Raw genomic sequence first — 23368 nt, forward strand, 5'->3', positions numbered from 1 at the left:
GAACAGACCCTTTGTGTGTTGGTACGTCGGTGCCAACGCTTTCTGCCTGAACAGATTAGAGAAACGACCATGCATAACGTCGTCATCAGCGGCACCGGCCTGTACACCCCGGCCAACAGCATCTCCAATGAAGAGCTGGTGCAGTCTTTCAACGCTTACGTCGCGCAATTCAACGCCGATAACGCCGACGCCATCGCTCGTGGCGAAGTCGAAGCGTTGACCGAATCCAGCGCTGCGTTTATCGAAAAAGCTTCCGGTATCAAAAGCCGCTTTGTGATGGACAAGGATGGCATCCTCGACCCGCAACGCATGGCGCCGCGTCTGCCTGAGCGTTCCAACGACGAATGGTCGGTGCTTTGCCAGATGGCCATCGGCGCAGCCGAACAAGCCTTGCAGCGTGCCGGCAAGACCGCCGCCGACATCGACGGCGTCATTGTGGCGTGCTCCAACCTGCAGCGCGCCTACCCGGCCATCGCCATCGAAGTCCAGGAAGCGCTGGGTATCCAGGGCTTTGGTTTCGACATGAACGTGGCTTGCTCCTCGGCGACCTTCGGCATCCAGGCGGCCGCCAACAGCGTGCAACTGGGCCAGGCCCGGGCAATCCTGATGGTCAACCCGGAAGTCTGCACCGGTCACCTGAACTTCCGCGACCGTGACAGCCACTTCATCTTCGGCGACGCGGCGACGGCGGTGATCATCGAGCGTGCCGACCTGGCGACCTCCCCGTACCAGTTCGACATCGTCAGCACCAAACTGCTGACCAAGTTCTCCAACAATATTCGCAACAACTTCGGCTTCCTCAACCGCGCGGCGGAAGAGGGCATCGGAGCCAAGGACAAACTGTTCGTGCAGGAAGGCCGCAAGGTGTTCCGCGACGTCTGCCCGATGGTGGCCGAGCTGATCGCTACGCACCTGGAAGAGAACAAGCTCAACGTCAGTGACGTGAAACGTTTCTGGTTGCACCAGGCGAACCTCAGCATGAACCACCTGATCGTGAAGAAACTGCTGGGCCGCGAAGCCACCGAAGAAGAAGCCCCGGTGATTCTCGACACCTACGCCAACACCAGCTCCGCCGGGTCGGTGATTTCCTTTCACAAACATCAGGATGATCTGCCCGCCGGTTCCCTGGCCGTGCTCAGTTCGTTCGGCGCGGGTTACTCGATTGGTAGCGTGCTGTTGCGCAAGCGTTGAGGGAAAGGCTGTCGTTATTTCCGTTGATTTGCGGTGGTTTTTCCTACAGCCGAAGCAGTCGGGACGCTGTAGTTTTCGGAAATGACAGCAGGACGTTGCCGACGGCGACGCCCTGCTGACTCATTTTTCGAGGTCAGGACAAGGGGTTTGTGAATGGCGGCTGACGACGCGCAACTGCTGCAACGATTGCTGGCAGGTGAACAACAAGCCTTCAAAGAGTTGGTCAGCACTTACCAGAGCCCGATGCGTGCAGTCGCTTATGCGATCGTCGGCAACCGGCATGCTGACGAAGTGGTGCAGGATGCGTGGCTGTCGGTCGTGCGCAACCTGAGCAAGTTCGAGGCGCGTTCGAGCCTCAAGACCTGGTTGCTGACCATCACCGCCAATGCGGCGAAGGGCCGTTACAAGCAGAACCGTCGCGAGGTGCTGCTTGATGACCTTCCATCGCCCCATGGCACGATTGATGATGATCGTTTTTCGTCCGCTGATGGCCATTGGCTGGTGGCGCCGTTCGCCTGGCACCAAGACACCCCGGAGGCGTTGCTCACCGAACGCGAGTTGCGCGAGTGCCTCGAACACACGTTGCTCAGCCTGTCGGAACTGCAAAGCAGCGTCTTGCTGTTGCGCGAGCGTCAGGGACTGGAACTGGAAGACATCTGTAATCTTCTGGACATATCGCTCTCCAATGTTCGCGTGCTGCTGCATCGGGCACGGTTGAAGGTCTTTGCGACCGTGGAGCATTTTGAGGAAACCGGCGAATGCTGACCTGTAAGGAGCAAGTGGCACGCGCCAGTGATTATCTCGATGGCCAGTTGAGCTTTAGGGAGAAGTTGCTGGTGCGGCATCATTTAATGTTCTGCCCCAATTGCCGGCGGTTCATTCGTCAGATGCGTTTGATGCAGCAGACGCTGCGCGTCTTGCCGGAGGAGGCTGTGCCGGAGGTCGATGCACTCGCCGAACGTCTCGCTGCGGAGCGTCGCAAGGACATTCCGTAAAGTCGTGGCGTTATCGCAGGGAACAGAAGCAGGCCGGCGTGGATGCATCGAACGGATGATGGGGATCGATCCATCCACGCCAGACTGTAAAGCGCCTCAAGCGTCCATGACCTGAGGCGTGGAGCGGTACTGCTTAGAACTTGGCTTCGGCGTCCAGTTGCAGAGTGTTGATGTCCGAATCCTTGAGGTTGGCGTTGGTGTAGTCAGAGTTAGCCATGAAGTACGTCGCGCCCAGGGCGAAGTTCTTGTCCAGCTCGTAACTCACTTTCAACTTGCTGCCACGCGAACCGGTGAAACCGTTGGCGAAGTCGGAGTCGGTGAAGGCGCCGACCACGGCGTTACGCTGCACGTCGCGGTAGTTGTAGTCCACGGCGAAGCCATAGAACTTGGTCTTTACACCGGCCAGCCAGGCAGAATCCTGATCGTTGCTGGCGTCTTTGTTGTTGACGTACTGACCGTACAGCGAGAGCGGCAGTGGCAGGCCGGTGATGTCGATCTGACCAAAGCCTTCGTACAGTTTGAATTGCTCGTTCGGGGTGTTGCCGTTGGTGGCCAGTACGGACGGGATGCTGGTGCCGCCGGCGGTGATGTCGTCGTCGTTGTCGTAGCCGTAGACGCTGCCACCCAGAGTCAGTTTCAGGTTGTCGGTGAGGGCGAAGCGCGCGCCCAACTGGCCGGCGTACAGACGCAAGTCGTGCTTGAACTGTACGCCGTCGCCGTCGACGTTGTCCTTGAGGGTGTAGTGGCCGGCGCTACCGAACACCTCGGTGCTGGCGCCCAGCGGGTATTTATACGACACGGACAGACCTTCAGGGCTGATGTCGCTATCCCAGATGATGTCGCCCATGCTCACCCATTGCTGTGGCATCTTGCCGCCAACGATGTGCAGGTTCTTGATCGCGTCCGGGTGGTAGTCGACGTAACCCTGGTCCAGCCAGATCGACTTCTTGTCGAAGTAGTTGTCCAGGCTCTGGTTGGTGGAACGCGCGTCGTCGTTGTTGCCGGTGGCGATACGGATACCGGTGTCGACTTGCGGGTTGATTTCGGTATAGGCACCCAGACGGGCACGAACGCGCTGACGGTCCTGGTCCCGGTTGTTCGAGACACCATCGTTCTTGACCGTTTCCTGACGGAAACGCACGTCGCCCTTGAATTGGGTCTTGGCAGCCCAGGCCAGTTTCTGGTCGAAGGTGCTCAGCTCATTGGTTTTCTTCGCGGTGGCCGCGATCTGCTCGTTGGTCTCTTGCTGAGCCTGACGGGCGATTTGCTGATCTTTTTGATCCCTGGCCAGCTCGGCTTGCAGTTCGCTGTATTGCGCATTGGTAATCGAGCCGTTTGCCTTAAGCATGTCGAGCAGTTTGGCGTCGACTGCGGCACTGGCCGGAACACTCATGGCCAGCAGCAGACCGCCACACAGGGCCGCCGCAGTTTTCGTGGAAGCAAGACGCATATCAATCTCCGAAGATGTAAGGGGATGACTGAGCCATCCGGGACACAACCGACCGTTGAGGGACGGAAACAGTGGCCGGGTAGAACCCGACGCTCTAAAAACTGGCGCCAGTATCGCGATGGTTTATTACAGAGCGGTGGCAAAGTGATGGCGTCTCGATGACGATACAAAGACCGTATGAACTTTTGATCCAGAACCCTGTCAGGCGGTTTTGACGGATGTGTAATGGCGGGCGATAGGCGATACTCGCCGGGCTGTTACGCGAAGAAGTCGAGAGGGTGTCAATGCCGCTGCAACGTCTGGAAAGCCTGTCCGATATTGGTCCGCGCACGTGGGATGCCCTGGTGCCGGAGAATCAGCCGTTTCTACGCCATGCCTTTCTCAGTGCACTGGAAGACAGCGGCAGCCTCGGCCCACATTCCGGCTGGCAGCCCGAGCATCTGTTGCACCTCGAAGAAGGGCGTCTGATCGCCGCGTTACCCAGTTACCGCAAGTGGCATTCCTACGGCGAGTACGTGTTCGATCACGCCTGGGCCGATGCCTGCGAGCGTGCCGGCATCGACTATTACCCGAAGCTGTTGACCGCCGTGCCGTTCAGCCCGGTCAGTGGGCCACGGTTGCTGGCGCGTAATGTCGAGGACGGTTTTGAACTACTGAAGAGCCTGCCGGGCTACCTTGAAATCGAAGAACTCTCCAGCGCCCACATCAACTTCACAGACCCTTTCACCGATGCGGCATTGGCCGAACAACCCGGCTGGTTGCAGCGGATCGGCTGTCAGTACCACTGGCAGAATCGCGGATATCGGGACTTTCAAGACTTCCTCGACGTCCTCAGTTCGCGCAAACGCAAACAGATGCGCAAAGAGCGCGAGCAAGTGGCGGGGCAGGGTATTGAGTTCGAATGGCTGGAAGGCAAGCAGCTGGATCAGGCGCAGTGGGATTTTGTCTATGCCTGCTACGCCAATACCTACGCAGTGCGTAGGCAACGGCCCTATTTGACGCGGGAATTTTTCAGTCTGTTGGCCGAGCGCATGCCCGAAGCCATTCGCGTGGTGTTGGCCAAGCAAGGTTCACGACCCGTGGCCATGGCCTTCAGTCTGGTGGGCGGCGACAGTTTTTACGGGCGTTACTGGGGCTGCCTGGCGGAGTTCGACCGCCTGCATTTCGAGACCTGCTTCTACCAGGGCATGGACTACGCAATTGCCAATGGCTTCCAGCGTTTTGACGCCGGCGCCCAGGGCGAACACAAGCTGATTCGCGGGTTCGAACCGGTGATCACCCATTCCTGGCACTATCTGCGTCATCCGGGACTGAAAGCCGCGGTCAAAGACTTCCTTCACCAGGAGCGTCTTGGGGTGTTGGCCTATGCCGAGGAAGCGAGGACCGCGTTGCCTTATCGGCAAGCATGATCCTCGCCCGTGGCCTCAAGTGCCTTCCTTGCCTAGCCAGCGATAGGTCACGCCGCCGATCACCGCGCCCAACAGAGGTGCCACCCAGAACATCCACAATTGCGCGATGGCCCAGCCACCGACCATCAGCGCCGGACCGGTGCTGCGGGCCGGATTGACCGAAGTGTTGGTGACGGGAATCGAGATCAAGTGAATCAGCGTCAAGGCCAGGCCGATGGCAATCGGTGCAAGCCCGGCGGGCGCACGTTTGTCGGTGGCACCGAGGATGATCAGCACGAACATCGCAGTCATCACCAGTTCACAGACAAAGCCCGCGGCCATCGAGTACTTGCCCGGGGAGTGTTCGCCGTAGCCGTTGGACGCCAGGCCGGCGGAGAGGTCGAAGCCTTCCTTGCCGCTGGCGATGTAGTAGATCAGAGCGGCGGCGATAATGGCGCCAATCACCTGGGCGATGATGTACGCGGGCAATTCCCGCGCCGGGAACCGACCGCCGACGCACAGGCCGACGGAGACGGCAGGGTTGAGGTGGCAACCGGAGATATGGCCGATGGCGAAGGCCATGGTCAACACGGTGAGGCCAAACGCGATGGCCACACCCAGCACCCCGATTCCGAGAGGCGAAGACGCAGCAAGCACCGCACTGCCGCAACCCCCCAATACCAGCCAGAACGTACCTAACAACTCAGTGACAGAACGTTTGAACAGCGACATGAGAGCGTCCTTGATAGGCGACCTATCGAGACTGTATCGCGTGATGCATCCTGCAGACTTACGACAGGCTCATCTCCAGAACCTTGGCTGAGTACAGCAGGGTTTCTGCGGATTTCCAGCGGCCACAAAAAACCGCCAGGGCCTGTGGTTAGCAGGCTGTGGCGGTTTTTTGGTGGATTTAGAGGGCGCTTGTGGCGAGGGAGCTTGCTCCCGCTGGACAGCGAAGCTGTCCCCATGGCAAAAACTCCACAGTGTCAGAAAAACCAGGCCGCCTGAAATTACGACTGCTGCGCAGCCGAACGGGAGCAAGCTCCCTCGCCACAAAAGCTCACTCTGACAGGTTCGGTGGTGATCTCACGATATCAATCGATACCGACAAACCCACCCGTCTGGTGCTGCCACAGCCGCGCATACAACCCGCCATGCGCCAGCAGTTCGGCGTGGGTGCCGGTTTCGGCGATCTTGCCTTTTTCCAGCACCACCAGCCGGTCCATCCGGGCGATGGTCGAGAGTCGGTGGGCGATGGCGATCACGGTTTTGCCCTGCATCAGGGTTTCCAGGCTTTCCTGGATCGCCGCTTCGACTTCCGAGTCCAGCGCCGAGGTCGCCTCGTCCATGATCAGGATGGGTGCGTCCTTGAGCAGCACACGAGCAATCGCAATCCGCTGACGCTGACCGCCGGAGAGTTTCACCCCGCGCTCACCCACGTGCGCATCGAAACCGGTACGGCCTTCGGCGTCCGACAGCAACGGAATGAACTCATCGGCGCGCGCCTTGTGCACCGCTTCCCACAGCTCGGCGTCGGTGGCATCGGGTCTGCCGTAAAGCAGGTTGTCGCGAATCGAACGGTGCAGCAACGAGGTGTCCTGGGTGATCATGCCGATGCGCTCGCGCAGGCTTTCCTGGCCGACTTCGGCGATGTTCTGCCCATCGATGAGGATTCGCCCGCCCTGCACGTCATAGAGGCGTAGCAGCAGGTTGACCAGGGTCGATTTGCCGGCACCGGATGGCCCGATCAAGCCGATTTTCTCACCGGGCTTGATCGTCAGGTTAAGGTCGCCAATGATTCCGCTCTTCTTGCCGTAGTGAAAATCCACGTGCTCGAAACGCACTTCGCCTCGGGGCACGGCCAGCGGTTTGGCCTGATCGCGGTCAGTGATGCTGACCGGTTGGGCGATGGTCCGCAAACCGTCCTGGACCATGCCGATGTTTTCGAAGATGCCGGTGACCACCCACATGATCCAGCCGGACATGTTGACGATGCGGATCACCAGGCCTGTCGCCAGGGCAATCGCGCCCACCGAGATCAGCGACTGCGTCCACAGCCACAGGGCCAGGCCGGTGGTGGTGACGATCAACAAGCCGTTCATGCTGGTGATGGCCACGTCCATGCTGGTGACCACGCGCCCGGCCAGTTGGGCTTTTTCGGTTTGCTCCTTGATAGCTTCCTTGGCGTATTGCTGTTCATGGTTGGTATGGGCGAACAACTTCAAGGTGGTGATGTTGGTGTAGCCGTCGACGATCCGTCCCATGAGTTTGGAGCGCGCATCGGAGGATTGCACCGAGCGGTCCTTGACCCGCGGCACGAAGTAATAAAGCGCGCCGATGAACCCGGCGATCCAGGTCGTCAGCGGGATCATCAGGCGCCAGTCGGCTTCGGCAAACAGCACCAGCGCGCTGATGGCGTAGATCAGCACATGCCACAGGGCATCCACCGCTTGCACGGCGGAATCGCGCAGGGCGTTGCCGGTCTGCATGATGCGCTGGGCGATGCGCCCGGCGAAGTCGTTCTGGAAGAAGTTCAGACTCTGTTTGAGGACATAGCGGTGGTTCTGCCAGAGAATCAGGCTGGTCATGCCAGGGTTCAGCGTCTGGTGCACCAGCAGGTCGTGCAGGCCGAAGAAAATCGGTCGCAGAACCAGGGTCACTACCACCATCCAGGTCAGTTCAAGTGCGTGGTCCTGGAAGAAATCGGGGTTCGGCGTGCCTTGGGCCAGGTCGATGATGCGGCTCAGGTAGTTGAACAGCGCGACTTCGATCAAGGAGGCGAACAGGCCGACAATCAGCAGGGCGGCGAAACTCGGCCAGACCTGCTTCAAGTAATAGGTATAGAAGGGGAGAACCCGATCTGGCGGAGCCGCCGTCGGAGCGTCGCGGAATATGTCGATCAGTTTCTCGAAACGGCGATAAAGCATCAGTTCTCCGCCCGCGCGCGGGCTCTCCTTTAAACGATATGAGCGGCGCCGGATGCCGGCAGCCGCTCAAGCACTCCTGTGCAGATTAGTTGATCACTTTGGCCGACTTGATGAAAACAGAGTCGGCCGGCACATCTTTCATGCCGCCTTTGGTGGTGGTCGGGGAATTGACGATGATGTCCACCACATCCATGCCTTTGACGACTTTTCCGAACACGGCATAACCATCGCCCTGGTCGAGGAAATCGTTGTCCTTGACGTTGATAAAGAACTGGCTGGTGGCCGAATCCGGGTTCGAGGTGCGGGCCATTGACAGCGTGCCACGCACGTTATGCAGGCCGTTCTTGGACTCGTTCTTGATCGGCGCCTTGGTTTCTTTTTGCTGCATCTGTTGAGTGAAACCACCGCCCTGGACCATGAAGCCAGGAATCACGCGGTGGAAAATCGTGTTGTTGTAAAAGCCGCTGTTGACGTAATCAAGGAAGTTTTTGGTACTGATCGGTGCCTTGACCGGGTCCAGTTCGATTTCGATCTGGCCGTTGGTGGTTTCCAGCAATACGTGCGGCGCCTTGGCGGCGGGCGTTGCGGCCATCAGGTTGGCGGCAAACAGAACGGAGCCGGCGACGAGGGCAATTTTTTTCAGCATGGGTCAGTGATCCTGAGTGAGGGGGTGTCGACTGCGGTGAGAAACTCGAGCAGGGTTTGGTTGAAGCGTTCGGGTTGATCCAGCGGGGTGGCGTGGCGGGAATCGGCGATCACCACCAGCCGCGCATCGGGCAGCAGTTTTACGTAGGTTTCCTTCAGCGAGACCGGCGTGTAATCGCGGTCGGCGGTGACGATCAGGGTTGGACAGGCGACTTTGGAAAGTCGTTCCTGAACACCCCAGCCAACAATGGCATCGAAGCTGGCGAGATAAGCATGTTTGTCGTTTTTTGCCCAGCGCTCGGCCATTTTCTGGCGCAAATCAGCTTGTTCGGGTTTGGGGAACAGCTTGGCACCCAAAGCCTTGCCGATGGCGCCCAGACTGAGGGCACGCATCAGGCTCCAGCGTTTGAACCACTGCCAGTAATCGTCGCGGGTGCGCAGCTTGACCTCCGGCGCACTGTTGACGATGCACAGGCTTTTAAGCATGTGCGACTGATCCACGGCCAGTTGAAAACCGATCATGCCGCCCATGGACAAGCCCACGTAATGCGTGGGGCCGAGGTTCAGGTGTTCCATCAGGGCGACCAGGTCGGCGCTGAACCCGGCAATGCTGTAACGCTCCCGGGGTTTGTCGGAGCGGCCGTGACCGCGCACATCCGGAACGATTACACGGTAATGGGCTGACAGCGCCGGGATCTGCTTTTCCCAGTCCAGGGTACTGGAACCCAGCCCGTGGACCAGCAGCAACGGCGTGCCGTGACCGTATTCCTCATAGTGCAGGTTGCAACCTTCATGTTCGAAATAGGCCATGCGGATACTCCGTGTCAGGCTTGTTCAGGGGCGGCGAACGGCGCATCCAGCGGCGCGGTGTCGAAGGTGCGCAGCAGTTCGATCAGGATTTGTGTCGCCGGGCCCAAGGGTTTGTCCTTGTTCGAATACAGATAAAAACTCGGGTTGCGGCTGCCGCCCTGGTCCAACGGTAGCAGCTTGAGCGTGCCTTCCTTGAGTTCGCGTTCGATCATGTGCCGGGGCAGCCAGGCGAAACCCAGGCCACTGCTGACAAACGTCGCCGCGGTGGCCAGGCTGCCGACGGTCCAGCGCTGTTCGGCGCCGAGCCAGCCGACGTCTCGTGGCTGCTGGCGACCGGAGTCGCGGATGACCACTTGCAGCTGGCTTTCAAGGTCCTGGAAATTAAGTTCGCGGTTGAGGCGATGCAAGGCATGTTCGGGGTGGGCGACCGCGACAAACTCGACGTCGCTCAACTCCGCGCCCAGGTAGCCCGGAATGCTGAAACCACTGATGGCCAGGTCGGCCACGCCTTCGAGCAGTACTTCTTCAACGCCCGACAACACTTCTTCGCGCAGACGCACCCGGCAACCACGGCTCTGCGGCATGAACGCGGTCAATGCGCGGACGAGGCGGGCGCTCGGGTAAGCCGCATCGACCACCAGCCGCACTTCCGCTTCCCAGCCTTGCTCCATGTGGTGGGCCAGGTCTTCCAGCTGACTGGCCTGTTTCACCAGTTGCCGCGAGCGGCGCAACAACACGCCGCCGGCTTCGGTCAGCACCGCTTTGCGGCCGTCGATGCGCAGCAGCGGCACGCCGAGCTGGTCCTGCATACGCGCCACGGTGTAGCTCACCGACGATTGCGAGCGGTGCAGCGCTTCGGCGGCCTGGGCGAAACCGCCGTGGTCGACCACGGCTTGTAATGTTCGCCATTGATCAAGGGTCACGCGGGGCGCTTTCATGAATAGCTCCTCTTGTCCTAAGCTGGCAGTCCTTATTGGAGACTGCTGAATGAAAAAATTCTGTTGTTTGGTGCTGGCGCTGCTGCCGCTGACTGCGTTTGCTTACCCGATTGATGTGGAGAAAAACCTCAACGGCATGAAGATCGACTACAACGCCCACGACACGGATAACGACATCGCATCCATTCAGGTCAACAACTACGGCGATACCGATGCGATCTGCAAGGTGGTTTTCAACAATGGCCCGGAAGCGCCGCGCACCCGCTCTATCGAAGTGGCCGCTGGCAAACACAAAAATGCCACCGCCAAGTTCACCCGCACCATCATCAAGATGCGCATCAACCTGAGCTGCACCCCCAAATGACATAAAACCCTGTAGAGGCGAGGCTTGCCCGCAAAGACGGTGTGCCAGTCGACATGGATGTTGAATGACACCGGCCCCTTCACGGGCACGCCTTGCTCCTGCAGGTGCAGGGCATGATCAGCTTATAAACGAATTTATTGATGGGTTATAGCAGTTATTTGCGCTTTTTCATCGATATGACTCTGTTTAACCTTCACTCCATCGCCTTACAGCATTCTCAGATGGAGCCTACATCCCATGTCACGCGTTCTGATCATCGAAAGCAGCGCCCGTCAGCAAGACTCGGTTTCCCGTCAGTTGACCCAGACGTTTATCAGCCAGTGGAAAGCCGCTCACCCGAACGACCAGATCACCGTGCGTGACCTCGCCGTCAACCCGGTGCCGCACCTGGACATCAATCTGCTGGGCGGCTGGATGAAACCCGCCGAACAGCGCAGCGACATTGAACAGGTCTCCCTGGAACGCTCCAACCAGTTGACCGACGAACTGTTGGCCGCTGACGTACTGGTCATGGCCGCGCCGATGTACAACTTCGCGATCCCCAGCACCCTCAAAGCCTGGCTCGACCATGTGCTGCGTGCCGGCGTGACTTTCAAGTACACCGAGACCGGCCCGCAAGGTTTGCTCAGCGGCAAGCGCGCCTACGTGCTGACCGCTCGCGGCGGGATCTACGCCGGTAGCACCGCCGATCACCAGGAACCGTACCTGCGTCAGGTGATGGGTTTCATCGGGATTCACGACGTGACCTTCATTCACGCCGAAGGCATGAACCTGGGCGGTGACTTCCAGGAGAAAGGCTTGAACCAGGCCAACGCCAAGCTTTCCCAGGTGGCCTGAGGCTTTAATCGCCAGATAATCCCTTGATGTTCAAGTGGCCTGGCGCAACCCCTTCAAGGCTTTACGCGCATCGAACCTCCCTTTGCACTTGTTGCTCCTGAGTGCTGTCGCCCGATTGAACGCTTTAGCGAGATCGGGCTTTTTTTTGCCTGGGATTTTTGGGGTTGAACACGAACCTGGAGCGAAGCTTGCTCGCGAAGACGATGTCAGATCCAACATAGATAGCGGCTGACACAGCATCTTCGCGAGCAAGCTTCGCTCCTACAGGGATCAATGTGTTCTCGTGATCGCCTGCAAAACCCGCTATCGTCGCCGCCATTCGAAACGAGGCGAGCATGGGCTATCTACTTTTTGTCACGCTGATCCAGGCGTTTTCCTTCAGTCTGATCGGCGAATACCTGGCCGGTCATGTCGACAGTTACTTCGCGGTGCTGGTGCGGGTTTTGTTGGCCGGGCTGGTATTTATCCCGTTGACGCGCTGGCGTTCAGTCGAGCCGGCGTTCATGCGCGGCATGCTGTTGATCGGCGCGTTGCAGTTCGGCGTGACCTACGTCTGCCTGTACCTGAGCTTCCGGGTGCTGACCGTGCCGGAAGTGTTGCTGTTCACCATCCTCACACCGCTGCACGTGACCCTGATCGAAGATGCCTTGAATCGGCGCTTCAATCCGTGGGCGCTGGTGGCCGCACTGGTGGCGGTGCTCGGTGCGGCGGTGATTCGTTACGACCGGATCAACCCGGATTTCTTCATGGGCTTCCTGCTGCTGCAACTGGCCAACTTCACCTACGCCGCCGGGCAAGTGCTTTATAAACATCTGGTGGCGCGCCACCCGAGCGATCTGCCGCATTACCGACGCTTCGGCTACTTTTACCTGGGCGCGCTGGCGGTGGCATTACCGGCATTCCTGATGTTCGGCAAACAGAATTTCCTGCCGGAGGCGCCGCTGCAATGGGGTGTGCTGGTGTTCCTCGGCCTGGTCTCGACCGCGTTGGGGTTGTACTGGTGGAACAAGGGCGCCTGTATGGTGAACGGTGGAACATTGGCGGTGATGAACAACCTGCATGTGCCGGTGGGGTTGCTGATCAATCTGTTGATCTGGAATCAGCATGAAGAGCTGGGGCGGTTGTTCTTCGGCGGATCGGTGATTTTGATGGCGGTGTGGATCAGTCGGTTGGGTGTACGCAGGCCAGCTATCGCATGATCATTCCCACGCGGAGCGTGGGAGCGATCAGTTCGGTGGGCTACATGATGTGTTTTTCGGGCTCGGGTATATGGCCCGCGCCTAAAACCGCCGGAAGTAACCCGCTCCGCAAGTCCCCGCCACTCGGCTGCTGATACAGGCTCAATCCGAACTCCGGCAGCACCGCCAGCAGGTAATCGAAAATATCCCCCTGAATCCGCTCGTAATCCGCCCACGCTGTAGTGCGGGTGAAACAGTAGATTTCCAGCGGAATACCCTGCGCGGTGGTTTGCATCTGGCGGACCATGCAGGTCATGCTCGGCTGAACCTCCGGATGACTCTTCAGATAGGCCAGCGCATAGGCGCGGAACGTCCCGATGTTGGTCATCCGCCGACGGTTGGCCGACATCGCCGCGACGTTGCCCTGCGCCTCGTTCCAGGCCTTGAGCTCCGCCTGTTTGCGGCCGATGTAGTCGGTCAGCAGATGCACCTGGCTCAGCTTCAACTCTTCGTCATCACGGATGAATCGCACGCCGCTGGCATCGATGAACAGGCTGCGCTTGATCCGTCGTCCGCCGGACTGCTGCATGCCGCGCCAGTTCTTGAACGACTCGGACATCAGGCGCCAGGTCGGTATCGAAACGATGGTCTTGTCGAAATTCTGCACTTTCACCGTGTGCAGCGTGATATCCACCACGTCACCGTCGGCACCGACTTGCGGCATTTCGATCCAGTCGCCGACCCGCAGCATGTCGTTGCTGGTCAGTTGCACGCTGGCGACGAACGACAGCAGCGTGTCCTTGTAGACCAACAGAATCACTGCCGACATGGCGCCCAGGCCGGACAGCAGCAACAGGGGCGAACGGTCGATCAGCGTGGCGACGATGATGATCGCGCCAAACACGTACAGGACCATTTTCGTCAGTTGCACGTAGCCTTTGATCGACCGGGTACGGGCATGTTCGGTGCGCGCGTAGATGTCCAGCAGGGCACTGAGCAGGGCGCTGACCGACAGCATCAGGAACAGAATGGTGAACGCCAGCGCGACGTTACCGAGGAATATCAGGCTGGTCTTGCTCAGCCCCGGCACCAGGTGCAGGCCGAACTGGATCACCAGCGACGGCGTCATCTGTGCCAGGCGATGAAAGACCTTGTTATGCCGAAAGTCGTTGACCCAGTGCAAGGCCGGTTGCCGGCCGAGCATTTTGGTCGCATGAATAATGAGGTAGCGCGCCACTCGTCCGAGGACCAGCGCCACCACCAGCAGCAGGATCAGTGCCAGGCTGGAATGCAGGAGCGGGTGCTGATCGAGGGCACCCCAGAGGTCTTGGGCGTTGAGCCAGAGCTGTTTGATATCCATGGGTAAAAACGGTTCTTCTGTAGGACGCGACGGGGCGATTAGAGCATCTAAGACGCTTTGCATGACGTTTTGAGACAAATCAGGCAACAAAAAAGCCACTGTTTACCGCCGTTTGCATAAAGAAACTCGGCCTCGGCGCTCGAAACCGTTACCCTATGCAGCTGTTTTTTTGTATTTCTTCGAGGTAGCACCCGTGTTTTCCCAATTCGCCCTGCACGAACGCCTGCTCAAAGCCGTGGCCGAGCTTAAATTTGTCGAGCCAACGCCTGTGCAAGCAGCGGCTATTCCGCTGGCGCTCCAAGGGCGTGACCTGCGGGTGACAGCGCAAACCGGTAGCGGCAAGACCGCTGCATTCGTTTTGCCGATCCTCAACCGTCTGATCGGCCCGGCCAAAGTCCGCGTCAGCATCAAGACCCTGATCCTGTTGCCGACCCGCGAGCTGGCCCAGCAGACCATCAAGGAAGTCGAGCGCTTTGCGCAGTTCACGTTCATCAAGTCCGGTTTGATCACCGGTGGTGAAGACTTCAAGGTCCAGGCCGCCATGCTGCGCAAAGTGCCGGACATCCTGATCGGTACGCCGGGCCGGATGATCGAGCAACTGAACGCCGGCAACCTCGACTTGAAAGAAGTTGAAGTGCTGGTCCTCGACGAAGCCGACCGCATGCTCGACATGGGCTTTGCCGAAGACGTGCAGCGTCTGGTGGAAGAATGCACCAACCGTCAGCAGACCATGCTGTTCTCGGCCACCACCGGCGGTTCGGGCCTGCGCGAGATGGTCGCCAAGGTCCTGAACAACCCGGAACACTTGCAGCTGAACAACGTCAGCGATCTGAACGCGACCACCCGTCAGCAGATCATCACCGCTGACCACAACCAGCACAAAGAACAGATCGTCAACTGGCTGTTGGCCAACGAGACCTATCAGAAGGCTATCGTGTTCACCAACACCCGGGCCATGGCCGACCGTATCTACGGCCGCCTGGTGGCGCAGGAATACAAAGCGTTCGTGCTGCACGGTGACAAAGACCAGAAAGACCGCAAGCTGGCCATCGACCGCCTGAAGCAGGGCGGCGTGAAAATCCTCGTCGCCACCGACGTCGCCGCTCGCGGTCTCGACGTGGAAGGCCTGGACCTGGTGATCAACTTCGACATGCCGCGCAGCGGCGACGAATACGTTCACCGCATCGGTCGTACCGGCCGCGCCGGCAACGATGGCCTGGCCATCTCGCTGATCTGCCACGGCGACTGGAACCTGATGTCGAGCGTCGAGCGCTACCTCAAGCAGAGCTTCGAGCGCCGCACCATCAAGGAAGTCAAAGGCACCTACGGCGGACCGAAAAAGGTCAAAGCCTCGGGCAAAGCCGTTGGCGTGAAGAAGAAAAAGGTCGACGCCAAGGGCGACAAGAAGAAAACCGGCGCCAAGGCCCCGACCAAGCGCAAGATCGCCAACCGCCCGAAGACCGACGCCCTGTCGCTGGTCAGCAAGGACGGCATGGCGCCGCTCAAGCGCCGCAAGCCGGAAGCACCGGCTGCTGAATAAGGCGTTGTCAGGTCAGTTAGGGTAGGTATGGCGAACACAAAACCTTGTGGCGAGGGAGCTTGCTCCCGCTGAGGCGCGAAGCGGCCCTGAAAAGAAGGGACTGCTGCGCAGTCCAGCGGGAGCAAGCTCCCTCGCCACAGGATCCGTGTTGCTTCTGACTGACTGGTTTTAGCCGTAGCGATCCAATAAAAACCCGGACAAGTGTCCGGGTTTTTTTATCTCCAGCGTTTGTCAGCTCCCCAACAGCCCACTGGTGTCCGCATCAAAGCGTTGTTTGGCTTGATCAGCCTTCGGTTTGAGTAGCGTGAGCAGCTCGGCCTCGCCGTACAACCGTGTGACCGCCAGTTCCTTTGGCGTCGGCTCAATCGGGATCAGCACGTCTTCAGTGTCGGCATGCAGCCAGATCGCCACCAAGTGCAGCGCCGAAACAAACAGCACCCGCAGCTCAACGGTTTTACCCTGCAGTTGCGGCGACTGTTCCGCCAGTTTCAACGCCCCGACCGTCGCAGCGGCGATGGCCCCATGATTCAGCGACGCGAACTCGACATGGCCGCGGACGTCGGCCAATTGCGCATCGGCAATCGTCACGCCATTGGAAAACACCAGGTAATGCCAATCGCCGACTTTAGCGTCTTTCAGGCCTTTGCCCTGGCTCACGTCCTCCAGGCTGAGCGAGTAACCACGGTAGGCCTCGCTCAGGCTGATGTTGCCGGGCGTGGCGCTGGCAAACTGGCGATTGACGCCGAAGCCTTGGGTTTGCAGGGCGGCTTGAAGCGCCGGACGCAATGTCTGCACGCCGTTGGAAGGCGCCTTTGGATAAGTCAGTTGCATGATGTCGCCCTCCTAGTTTTTAACGGTGAAGTAAGTGTTGGTCCAGTTGCCGCCGCCGTTGTAAGAACCGGGGAAGGAGTTCAACGCTCGGGTCGAGTAGCCGTAGATCGAGTCTGCGACCAGCACGTAGTTGCCGTTGGTGCCATAGATCGTCAGGAAGTGCGCACCGCCACCGAACCAGGCACAGCGCAAACCGATCGGTCGGCCCATGTTGATCTGATTCTGGATGGCCGACATCTGCAGCGAACCCTGATTCATGCCGTTGAAACTGCGGGTGATTCTCAGGGCTGTATCCAGATAACCATACACGTTGCACGGCCCCGGTTGATTACAGCAGTTGCGGTCCAGCGCAGTGGTGGCCACGCCGCATTGGGTCCAGGACCCGGTGCCGTAATAGTTGCCGACCGAGGCGGAAACCGCCGCCCAGCACCAGTTGGTCTGGGTTTGCTTCTGCATTGTGAAGTTGAGGCTGGCAGCAGCCAGTGCGCTGAGGGGGGCAGCCGATTCGACATCGGACAGTTGCGGGTTGAGCAGATGACCGGTCAGGCACCTTGGCAGGGTTTCGCCGGTGAATGACGTGGCTTCAGTGGTTAACATTTTCAATCCTCCATGAGTGAAAACTAGCGTCCAGCTAGTGGGTATGTAGCGGTGTGGCTGAGCGATCGGCGTATGCGGTTTGCCATGTTGGATGGCCGGCTCCGATCCGGGCTCGGGGTAACCTTAGGCAGATATATGCGTCTGTGCAAATAATTAAATGCACTAGTGCAAATTCCAGATCGAAAGGGCGGCGCCTTTGGCAGCGCCGGAAGAAGCGTCATTTTTGCGTAGGAGTGACCGAAGGCGCCAATCCCTGGTTTCAGCTCTCGGCCTTTTTGTCCGCCGTCTTCAGCTCTTTCAGCCGCTGATCAATCAGCTGGCATTTGTCGGGAAGATCCGCGCTGGCGGTGCCCAAATCCATCTTTTGCAGCTCGGCGTTGATCTCTTTGGCCTTGGCCGGGTTCTGCTCGGTGAGTTTGGTCACTTCCTTGGCCAGTTGTTCGCGCTTGGCGGTAGCTTCTTCGGGGGTGCAGGCCCAGGCAGGGAGGGCGCAGGCGAGAGTGGTGACGAGGGTGAGTTTCAGCAGGGTTTTCATTGTGAGCCTCGGTTCCGTTTCGGGCGGTTAAACGGTTGAGGCTGTTGGGCTATGAAAGTTCACTCATCATCCTTTAGTCGGGTAGACATTACCGTTCGTCGACTTTTTATCTCCTCTGGATCCAAGAATTGACGTCAGAATGATGGCACTCTAGTATCGCGCCACTATTGTGCTATCAGTCTCCATTTCGAGGGATCGAACATGTACCCACCCGCCCTCGTGGCGAGGTTGTGCCTGGCTTTGCTGTGCCTTTCTCCGTTGAATCTTGCTCATGCCGCCCCGACTCCCGGGGAAACCGACCTCATCCGTGAACGCCAGGACCGCCTGCTCGAAGAGCAGCGTCGGCGTCTCGAAGAGCTCAAGGAATTACCCGGCAAAGAAGTCAAACCCGCCGCCCCGACGGCGCCCGCCGATACCCGTTGCTTTCCGATCAAGGACATAGAGCTCAAAGGCGCCGACAGTCTTTCGGACAGCGATAAAAATCGCCTGCTCAAGCCTTACATCGGCCAATGCCTGGGCGTCACGCAGCTCAACGAACTGCTGAAAGTCATCACCGACTACTACATCGAGAAAGGCCTGGTCACCAGCCGCGCCTACTTGCCGCAGCAGGATTTGTCCGGCGGGCATCTGAAGGTGTTGGTGGTCGAAGGCAGGCTCGAAGGGTTGAAAGGTGCCGACGGCAGTAAGCTGTCGGACCGCGAACTGGGCATGGCTTTTCCCGGCAAGTCCGGCGAGCTGGTCAATCTGCGAGAAATCGAGCAACTGGTCGATCAGCTCAACCGTTTGCCATCGAATCAGGCGCAGATGGAATTGGCGCCGGGCAAGAACGTCGGCGGCAGCGAAGTGCTGGTCAAGAACACTCCACAGAAGCCGTGGCGTGCCGGGTTGTCCCGCAGCAACGACGGCCAGCGCAGCACTGGTGAGCAGCAGTGGGGCACCACGTTTGATTGGGACAGTCCGCTGGGGTTGGCGGACCAGTTGAATCTGCGCGGCGGTCACGATGCGATGACCGATCACCAGCACACCTCCAACAACGCGCTGCTCAATTACAACGATAAATGCCACGATGCAGCCATTCAAGGCAGGTCAGGTTATTTCCAACGCCGGCCGGGCGGTTACAAAGCATCCGGAGTATTTTGGCTTTGAGGATACGGCAGCACTGCGCAAGGTTTACAGGAGTGATGCTCAATTGAATGAACTTGCAGAAAATTCGATTAGAGATGTTCTACGAGGCGGGGTCAAAATCACTGGTGTAAGTGGGAGGTATCCAGCTGGTTGGGTGACCTACACATTGCCAAACGGCAGGGCGGCGAGTTGGGGAATGGATGGAAAATTTATCGGCTTCCGTGGAGTCAAGAACTGATGAAACAGCTAGAATTTGAGAAAGTAGGGGATATAAATAGTTTTTTTCCTTACTTGTGTGTTTATTTTAAAGGCGAAAGAGAGCCTTTTATGGATATTGGGATTTCTGAGAAAGAAGTCATTGAATTTACCTTTTACCCTAACAAAAAAAATGTGGTGCTAAGCATTTCTCTATGGCATGAGTTATCTGCCCGCGCCCAAGTTTTTCTAATGGCTGAATTAAAAAATAAAGAGTTCGAATAGAGATACAGCAGATAAATGGGGGCAGACCACGTGTTTCTTGAAAGTGGGGTAGTGCTCCTTCAACTTAAACGTGGTCTGTCCCCGAGAAACCATGTGCAGTTTCAGCGCTCTGATACCGGCTCTGCCAGACCTGACTCAATTGTTGTAAAGTACACAATTGACGGTGAAGCGAAAACCAAGCGCTTTCTAAACCAGAAGGGCGGATAATGTAATGAAAGAACAGTTAGGTATTTTAAATTCCTTGGCCGCTCTCATTTATGACGAGGCGCCGAAAGCCTGTGAAGAAATTGTTTATAAAGCTGAGCTGGATTTAGATGAGGGTTGGGTTGAGTCCAGTTTTTCATATTGTAAAGATGGAGTCCGGCATTCGGATTTTTTGTCCGATTCGTGTGAGGTGGAGGTTTCGGCGTTAGTTTCGAAGTTGAACGAGCTTATGTGTAAGCATACGGGCGGTAGATGGCGTTGCTTTGTTATGAAGTTTGACCGCAATTTTGAGGTGTCTACCGATTTTGAGTATTGAACAGGGATAAACGGGGGCAGACCACGTTTTCTGTGTCGCACTTTGGCGATCTGGAGTAAAGGGGAGTGTGAGGGGGTGGATTTATTTGTTTGGCTATGCGATGGCCAGAAAATAAATCTATAGCGTTTTTTCACAGCGGGTTTTTGGCGACGACTTCTGGGGAAGTAAAATCGTAATAGATGTCGCACTTGTCACCAAATACTTAATGTTTTTTCTCCTAAGAAAAGGGGACAGGTTTATTTTTCTGGCACCCGATGAGCAGGCCAGAAAATAAATCTTTCCCCTTTTTTTGTCCCCTTTTTTTTTAAGCATCTACTTAAATAGGTCAGTTATGTGCGATAAGCAAGTATACGATTTGACTGCGCAGGATATTGAGAAGCATGGGGTTTGGTATTTTCCTATGGATGAAACTGTCAAGGATGAACTAACGGTGCGTCCTGTGCACTCCAAAGAAGCGATTGATGCCGGTTTTCAAATAATCGTCAGAGCGTGGTTTAAAACTAAAGAGCGTGCGAGCTATGCGGGTTATATTTACTGGAGCTACAGTTCTTCTGTTGAAAATTTGAAGCCAGTGGTGTTTGTTGGGGGCGCCGGATGTATTAGCTTCTGGAGTGGAATGGTCGAGCCGAACTGGTCTGATTACTCTCCGGAATTGCAAGTTGTTCGTTCGGTTCTTCCTGTTTCGTTCTCTTCTGAAGTTCTTTTTGATCTGGGCTGTCTCTCTGGAGTCCTAGAGGGGTTGTATAGCTTTAAAGAAGGGCGAGTTACTGCTTTTGCATAAGTGAAGACTTAGGGTGTAGGAAAAAGGGGACGCCCATTAGCCGGTCTCGTAAGTAAAGGGGACAGTAAAGGGGACAGATTTATTTTTCTGGCACCCGATGAGCAGGCCAGAAAATAAATCTGTCCCCTTTTTTTGAGTAATAAAGCGGTGATGTTTTTCTCAACCTATGAAGTGCTTCCTGATGGGTCCAGACGTTTTATTACTACCATTCCGAAAGGCATGACTAAACAATGAGTAATCTGAATAGCTATCCTGACGCCAGTGAGTTGTTTGAGTTTTTTTGTACGGAACCATCGTTTTTTGACGGAGAGAAAGGACATTTCGCCTATGAAATCTCTGTGGGTTCAGAGGGCGTGTTGATTTTTTCTTTTTCCGTCGTTGAGGGATGGGTTCAGACCGTTTTAAAGTTTAAAGATAATGTGGTGACAAAGTTTCTTTCCGAAGGGATTAGTGAAGTATGGATTTCGACGGGTACTGATAATGCTCTTTGTGCGCAAGGAGGTTTTAACGGTTCAACGGTGGCGTTGCGTTTAAGGGTCTATCCAGATCTTTGTATTGATTGGTCCATTCTTGAGGATTAAGGGCTAGAAGAGAAAAGGAGGCGGGATAAACAGGGGTAGTCCACGTTTTTCTTGAAGAAAGAGCAGTGCTCCTTTCGATTTAAATGTGGTCTGTCCCCGTTTTTCTCCGATTTTCTATCTGTACTTGGCGGTTCGCGATTTGCTGCCGAAATTGAAGCTTTGATTGGGCGACGAGCTCGGCGGGGATGCCCGGGCAGACCGAAAAAAAATTCTATTTCTTAGAAAAGGGGACAGATTTATTTTTCTGGCACCCGATGAGCAGGTGTCTAGTCCTGAAATAGGTTTACACCTGTTTCACCCTAACGCCCGATGCACCGCATCGGGCGTTTTGTATTTCAAAGACAGGTGCGGTCGCTCGCCGTTGTAGATCGATACCGACTCACTCACCATCTTCTTCGCTTGCGTCAAATCCTGCGGCCGCTGAAGCATAAGCTCTGTCTTCAGTATCCCGTTGACCCTCTCTGCCAAGGCATTTTGGTAGCAGTCATAGCCATCCGTCATTGAACATCGAATGCCGTATTTCGCGTGCAACGCTTGGTACATCCCCGAGCAATATTGGATACCTCTATCTGAGTGGTGCACCAACGGCTGCTCTGTCCGACGGTGCTTTACCGCCCAGCTCAGCGCGTGTGCTACCGACTCGGCATGAAGGCTTTCATGGACGTGATAGCCCACGATCTTTCGCGAAAAAGCATCCGTCACAAGGCTCAGATAAGCCTGTCCCGTCCTGAAATAGGTTTACACCCGTTTCAGGACTAGACAGCTGTGTGACCGGAAAATAAATCTGTCCCCTTTAGTCCAGTACAATAATTCAAGTCTTCAACCAAAGGATTTTCAATTGAGTATAGGAGGAAAGACGCTCCAAGCTGACCCTTATCTCAGTGTTGGTGCGCCTGTTTATTCTGGCACTACGACATCAGATGTAATGAGCTATTTTAGACAGTTGACAGGAACTGAATATATGCCAGTCGTAAAGTCGATTCCCGGGAAAGGGGATGTTTATGCTGCAACGATTACTTCTGGAGCTAACGCAGGTAGCAAAATTACGTTGAGGAATTTCTCGAACTCAACTCAACAGTCAGGCGCAACTTGGACCATAGACGTAATAAATCCGTCTATTAATGCTGGAAAACGAATCGAGATTAAATTTAAATGAATATAGATTTTTTGTACTCAGCTATTCTAAGTAGCTCCTTCGGCCTATCAATTGGATCGATTTGGCAGCACTTAAGTGTGGAAATTTCGCACTTGAAAATAAGTGATGAAGAAAGAGCGGAAATTTTTTTCGAATTACTGAGGCGTCTAATGCTCGAAGGGCATTTAAAGCTGGCGTCAGATGGAAATTATCTCTCTGGTAGTATTGATGAGCAAATTAGTATCATTGCACTCGCGTGGCCTGTTCACCCTGAGGAAGATGAACTTGATGGTTTTGGATTTTGGTTTTTAACTACCGTTCCGGTTGGAGTAGTATGGTTCACCTCCGCTGGCCAGGAGATATGGACATAATTTATCTAGGTTAGTTGGTGCAAAAGCTACAGGTGAGGCTGTAGACAATGCAGCGCATAATGCCGCCAGCTATGCTGGATTGAAGCTAGATCTCAAGACAACGGAGGCAGCAAATAGCATTGTCGACAGTCTGCGAACGACGGGGCAGCTTCCGAGTAATTACGTTACTAAGGCACAGGCTGCTCAACAAGGATGGCAGCCCGGAAAAGCACTGAACAACAGTGTTCCAAGTGGGCAGTTGGGTGGTGACGTTTTTGCTAACAGTACGAACATTCTCCCGTCATCTGCAGGTAGGACATGGTTTGAGGCGGATGTTGGGCTTACTAGTACTATGTCCCGTAGTAATCAGCCAGGAACAAGGTTGTTATATTCCAGTGATGGCCTACTATACATAACGACTGATCACTATAAGACTGTGGCACCTATTGGGAGTTGGAAGTGAGGTGGCGTTCGTGGATGTTGTAATTTGTGGTGAAAAAATAATGAGTGAAATGGACTTTCATCAGCAATTGGCGACAGCACTAGGTGTGCAGGAGTTTTATGGTTTCAATCGAGACGCATTATGGGACTTGCTCAGTGCAGGCGTGGAGAGACCCGTGGTCTTGGTGTGGAGGAGTGCTCAAGTATCTAAGATGAATTTGGGTACTTCTTTTGTGGAAATCGTAGAAGTCTTGGAACGGGTCAAGCAGCAGGATGAAGGTTTCGGGTGGAGGGATAAATTTACGTACGAACTTGATTAGTTTGTGCAAAAGATCTCACAACGAGTCTTTCAGAAGTCTGGGGTCTTAA

At 56.3% G+C, this 23368-nt stretch carries 24 protein-coding genes and 3 pseudogenes; 16 read left to right on the forward strand and 11 right to left on the reverse strand.

Annotated elements, in window-relative coordinates:
* Nucleotides 1–69 precede the first annotated feature (69 nt).
* From AC1ROI_RS15375 to AC1ROI_RS15385, 3 genes are all read left to right on the forward strand, one after another.
* Nucleotides 70–1191, forward strand: coding sequence for a beta-ketoacyl-ACP synthase III (locus tag AC1ROI_RS15375; RefSeq protein WP_077749153.1), 1122 nt, complete (start codon nucleotides 70–72; stop codon nucleotides 1189–1191).
* Nucleotides 1192–1344: 153 nt separating this feature from the next.
* A complete protein-coding gene (locus tag AC1ROI_RS15380; RefSeq protein ID WP_102594233.1) occupies nucleotides 1345–1956 on the forward strand; it encodes an RNA polymerase sigma factor in 612 nt (203 codons plus the stop codon).
* Nucleotides 1950–2186, forward strand: coding sequence for an anti-sigma factor family protein (locus tag AC1ROI_RS15385; protein ID WP_010462064.1), 237 nt, complete (start codon nucleotides 1950–1952; stop codon nucleotides 2184–2186). Before AC1ROI_RS15380 ends, AC1ROI_RS15385 begins: the two co-directional genes overlap by 7 nt.
* A 133-nt stretch (nucleotides 2187–2319) precedes the next feature.
* Here AC1ROI_RS15385 and AC1ROI_RS15390 read toward each other — a convergent pair whose 3' ends face one another.
* On the reverse strand, nucleotides 2320–3636 hold the full coding sequence (locus AC1ROI_RS15390; protein ID WP_010462062.1) for a putative porin: 1317 nt from the start codon (nucleotides 3634–3636) through the stop codon (nucleotides 2320–2322).
* Between the two features lie 284 nt (nucleotides 3637–3920).
* Here AC1ROI_RS15390 and AC1ROI_RS15395 point away from each other — a divergent pair, with 284 nt between their 5' ends.
* A complete protein-coding gene (locus AC1ROI_RS15395; RefSeq protein ID WP_010462060.1) occupies nucleotides 3921–5045 on the forward strand; it encodes a GNAT family N-acetyltransferase in 1125 nt (374 codons plus the stop codon).
* Nucleotides 5046–5060: 15 nt separating this feature from the next.
* Here AC1ROI_RS15395 and aqpZ read toward each other — a convergent pair whose 3' ends face one another.
* The 5 genes and pseudogenes from aqpZ to AC1ROI_RS15420 form a co-directional block, all read right to left on the reverse strand.
* On the reverse strand, nucleotides 5061–5756 hold the full coding sequence (aqpZ, locus tag AC1ROI_RS15400) for an aquaporin Z (protein ID WP_010462058.1): 696 nt from the start codon (nucleotides 5754–5756) through the stop codon (nucleotides 5061–5063).
* A 362-nt stretch (nucleotides 5757–6118) separates the two neighbouring features.
* Complete coding sequence (locus AC1ROI_RS15405) at nucleotides 6119–7951, reverse strand: ABC transporter ATP-binding protein (RefSeq protein ID WP_010462056.1); 1833 nt, start codon at nucleotides 7949–7951, stop codon at nucleotides 6119–6121.
* A gap of 85 nt (nucleotides 7952–8036) precedes the next feature.
* A complete protein-coding gene (locus AC1ROI_RS15410; RefSeq protein ID WP_010462054.1) occupies nucleotides 8037–8597 on the reverse strand; it encodes a peptidylprolyl isomerase A in 561 nt (186 codons plus the stop codon).
* Nucleotides 8598–8600: 3 nt separating this feature from the next.
* Nucleotides 8601–9406: pseudogene (locus AC1ROI_RS15415) on the reverse strand (alpha/beta fold hydrolase).
* Nucleotides 9407–9420: 14 nt separating this feature from the next.
* On the reverse strand, nucleotides 9421–10344 hold the full coding sequence (locus AC1ROI_RS15420; protein ID WP_010462050.1) for a PA3225 family LysR-type transcriptional regulator: 924 nt from the start codon (nucleotides 10342–10344) through the stop codon (nucleotides 9421–9423).
* A gap of 49 nt (nucleotides 10345–10393) precedes the next feature.
* Between AC1ROI_RS15420 and AC1ROI_RS15425 the strand changes: the two genes are divergently transcribed.
* From AC1ROI_RS15425 to AC1ROI_RS15435, 3 genes are all read left to right on the forward strand, one after another.
* Nucleotides 10394–10708, forward strand: coding sequence for a hypothetical protein (locus AC1ROI_RS15425; RefSeq protein WP_010462048.1), 315 nt, complete (start codon nucleotides 10394–10396; stop codon nucleotides 10706–10708).
* 237 nt (nucleotides 10709–10945) lie between these two features.
* Nucleotides 10946–11545, forward strand: a complete 600-nt coding sequence (locus tag AC1ROI_RS15430) for an FMN-dependent NADH-azoreductase (RefSeq protein ID WP_102594234.1) — start codon at nucleotides 10946–10948, stop codon at nucleotides 11543–11545.
* Between the two features lie 335 nt (nucleotides 11546–11880).
* The gene (locus AC1ROI_RS15435) at nucleotides 11881–12744 is read left to right on the forward strand and encodes a carboxylate/amino acid/amine transporter (protein ID WP_010462042.1); all 864 of its coding nucleotides are present in this window, start codon (nucleotides 11881–11883) and stop codon (nucleotides 12742–12744) included.
* A gap of 40 nt (nucleotides 12745–12784) precedes the next feature.
* On the opposite strand, the gene AC1ROI_RS15440 is transcribed toward AC1ROI_RS15435, so the two are convergent.
* Entirely contained in the window at nucleotides 12785–14083 is a 1299-nt protein-coding gene (locus AC1ROI_RS15440) for a mechanosensitive ion channel family protein (protein ID WP_102594235.1), read from the reverse strand.
* A 193-nt stretch (nucleotides 14084–14276) separates the two neighbouring features.
* On the opposite strand from AC1ROI_RS15440, the gene AC1ROI_RS15445 reads away from it, so the two are divergent.
* On the forward strand, nucleotides 14277–15623 hold the full coding sequence (locus AC1ROI_RS15445; protein WP_008153197.1) for a DEAD/DEAH box helicase: 1347 nt from the start codon (nucleotides 14277–14279) through the stop codon (nucleotides 15621–15623).
* Nucleotides 15624–15854: 231 nt separating this feature from the next.
* Here the strand turns inward: AC1ROI_RS15445 and AC1ROI_RS15450 are convergent, their stop codons facing one another.
* From AC1ROI_RS15450 to AC1ROI_RS15460, 3 genes are all read right to left on the reverse strand, one after another.
* Entirely contained in the window at nucleotides 15855–16454 is a 600-nt protein-coding gene (locus AC1ROI_RS15450) for a hypothetical protein (RefSeq protein WP_010462039.1), read from the reverse strand.
* Nucleotides 16455–16466: 12 nt separating this feature from the next.
* Nucleotides 16467–17051 carry a papain-like cysteine protease family protein gene (locus tag AC1ROI_RS15455; RefSeq protein ID WP_010462038.1) on the reverse strand — a complete coding sequence of 195 codons (585 nt, stop codon included), beginning with the start codon at nucleotides 17049–17051 and terminating at the stop codon, nucleotides 16467–16469.
* 259 nt (nucleotides 17052–17310) lie between these two features.
* Entirely contained in the window at nucleotides 17311–17586 is a 276-nt protein-coding gene (locus tag AC1ROI_RS15460) for a hypothetical protein (RefSeq protein WP_010462036.1), read from the reverse strand.
* 201 nt (nucleotides 17587–17787) lie between these two features.
* Between AC1ROI_RS15460 and AC1ROI_RS15465 the strand changes: the two are divergent.
* The 5 genes and pseudogenes from AC1ROI_RS15465 to AC1ROI_RS15485 form a co-directional block, all read left to right on the forward strand.
* Nucleotides 17788–18639 (forward strand): annotated as a pseudogene (locus tag AC1ROI_RS15465) (ShlB/FhaC/HecB family hemolysin secretion/activation protein); the annotation flags it as partial.
* A 309-nt stretch (nucleotides 18640–18948) separates the two neighbouring features.
* Nucleotides 18949–19191 carry a hypothetical protein gene (locus tag AC1ROI_RS15470; RefSeq protein WP_102594236.1) on the forward strand — a complete coding sequence of 81 codons (243 nt, stop codon included), beginning with the start codon at nucleotides 18949–18951 and terminating at the stop codon, nucleotides 19189–19191.
* 211 nt (nucleotides 19192–19402) lie between these two features.
* The gene (locus AC1ROI_RS15475; RefSeq protein ID WP_102594237.1) at nucleotides 19403–19711 is read left to right on the forward strand and encodes a hypothetical protein; all 309 of its coding nucleotides are present in this window, start codon (nucleotides 19403–19405) and stop codon (nucleotides 19709–19711) included.
* A 400-nt stretch (nucleotides 19712–20111) separates the two neighbouring features.
* Nucleotides 20112–20492 carry a hypothetical protein gene (locus tag AC1ROI_RS15480; protein ID WP_146012945.1) on the forward strand — a complete coding sequence of 127 codons (381 nt, stop codon included), beginning with the start codon at nucleotides 20112–20114 and terminating at the stop codon, nucleotides 20490–20492.
* 230 nt (nucleotides 20493–20722) lie between these two features.
* Entirely contained in the window at nucleotides 20723–21073 is a 351-nt protein-coding gene (locus tag AC1ROI_RS15485) for a hypothetical protein (protein ID WP_102594238.1), read from the forward strand.
* A gap of 266 nt (nucleotides 21074–21339) precedes the next feature.
* On the opposite strand, the pseudogene AC1ROI_RS15490 reads toward AC1ROI_RS15485, so the two are convergent.
* Nucleotides 21340–21802 (reverse strand): annotated as a pseudogene (locus AC1ROI_RS15490) (IS3 family transposase); the annotation flags it as partial.
* A gap of 423 nt (nucleotides 21803–22225) precedes the next feature.
* Between AC1ROI_RS15490 and AC1ROI_RS15495 the strand changes: the two are divergent.
* From AC1ROI_RS15495 to AC1ROI_RS15505, 3 genes are all read left to right on the forward strand, one after another.
* Nucleotides 22226–22579, forward strand: coding sequence for a DUF596 domain-containing protein (locus tag AC1ROI_RS15495; protein WP_102594239.1), 354 nt, complete (start codon nucleotides 22226–22228; stop codon nucleotides 22577–22579).
* Between the two features lie 79 nt (nucleotides 22580–22658).
* Complete coding sequence (locus AC1ROI_RS15500; protein WP_102594240.1) at nucleotides 22659–23021, forward strand: ribonuclease domain-containing protein; 363 nt, start codon at nucleotides 22659–22661, stop codon at nucleotides 23019–23021.
* A gap of 10 nt (nucleotides 23022–23031) precedes the next feature.
* Nucleotides 23032–23319: a barstar family protein gene (locus AC1ROI_RS15505; RefSeq protein WP_102594259.1), complete on the forward strand. Its 288-nt coding sequence runs from the start codon at nucleotides 23032–23034 to the stop codon at nucleotides 23317–23319.
* Nucleotides 23320–23368: the final 49 nt, after the last annotated feature.

The organism is Pseudomonas sp. GW823-FHT02C02, assembly GCF_058797635.1.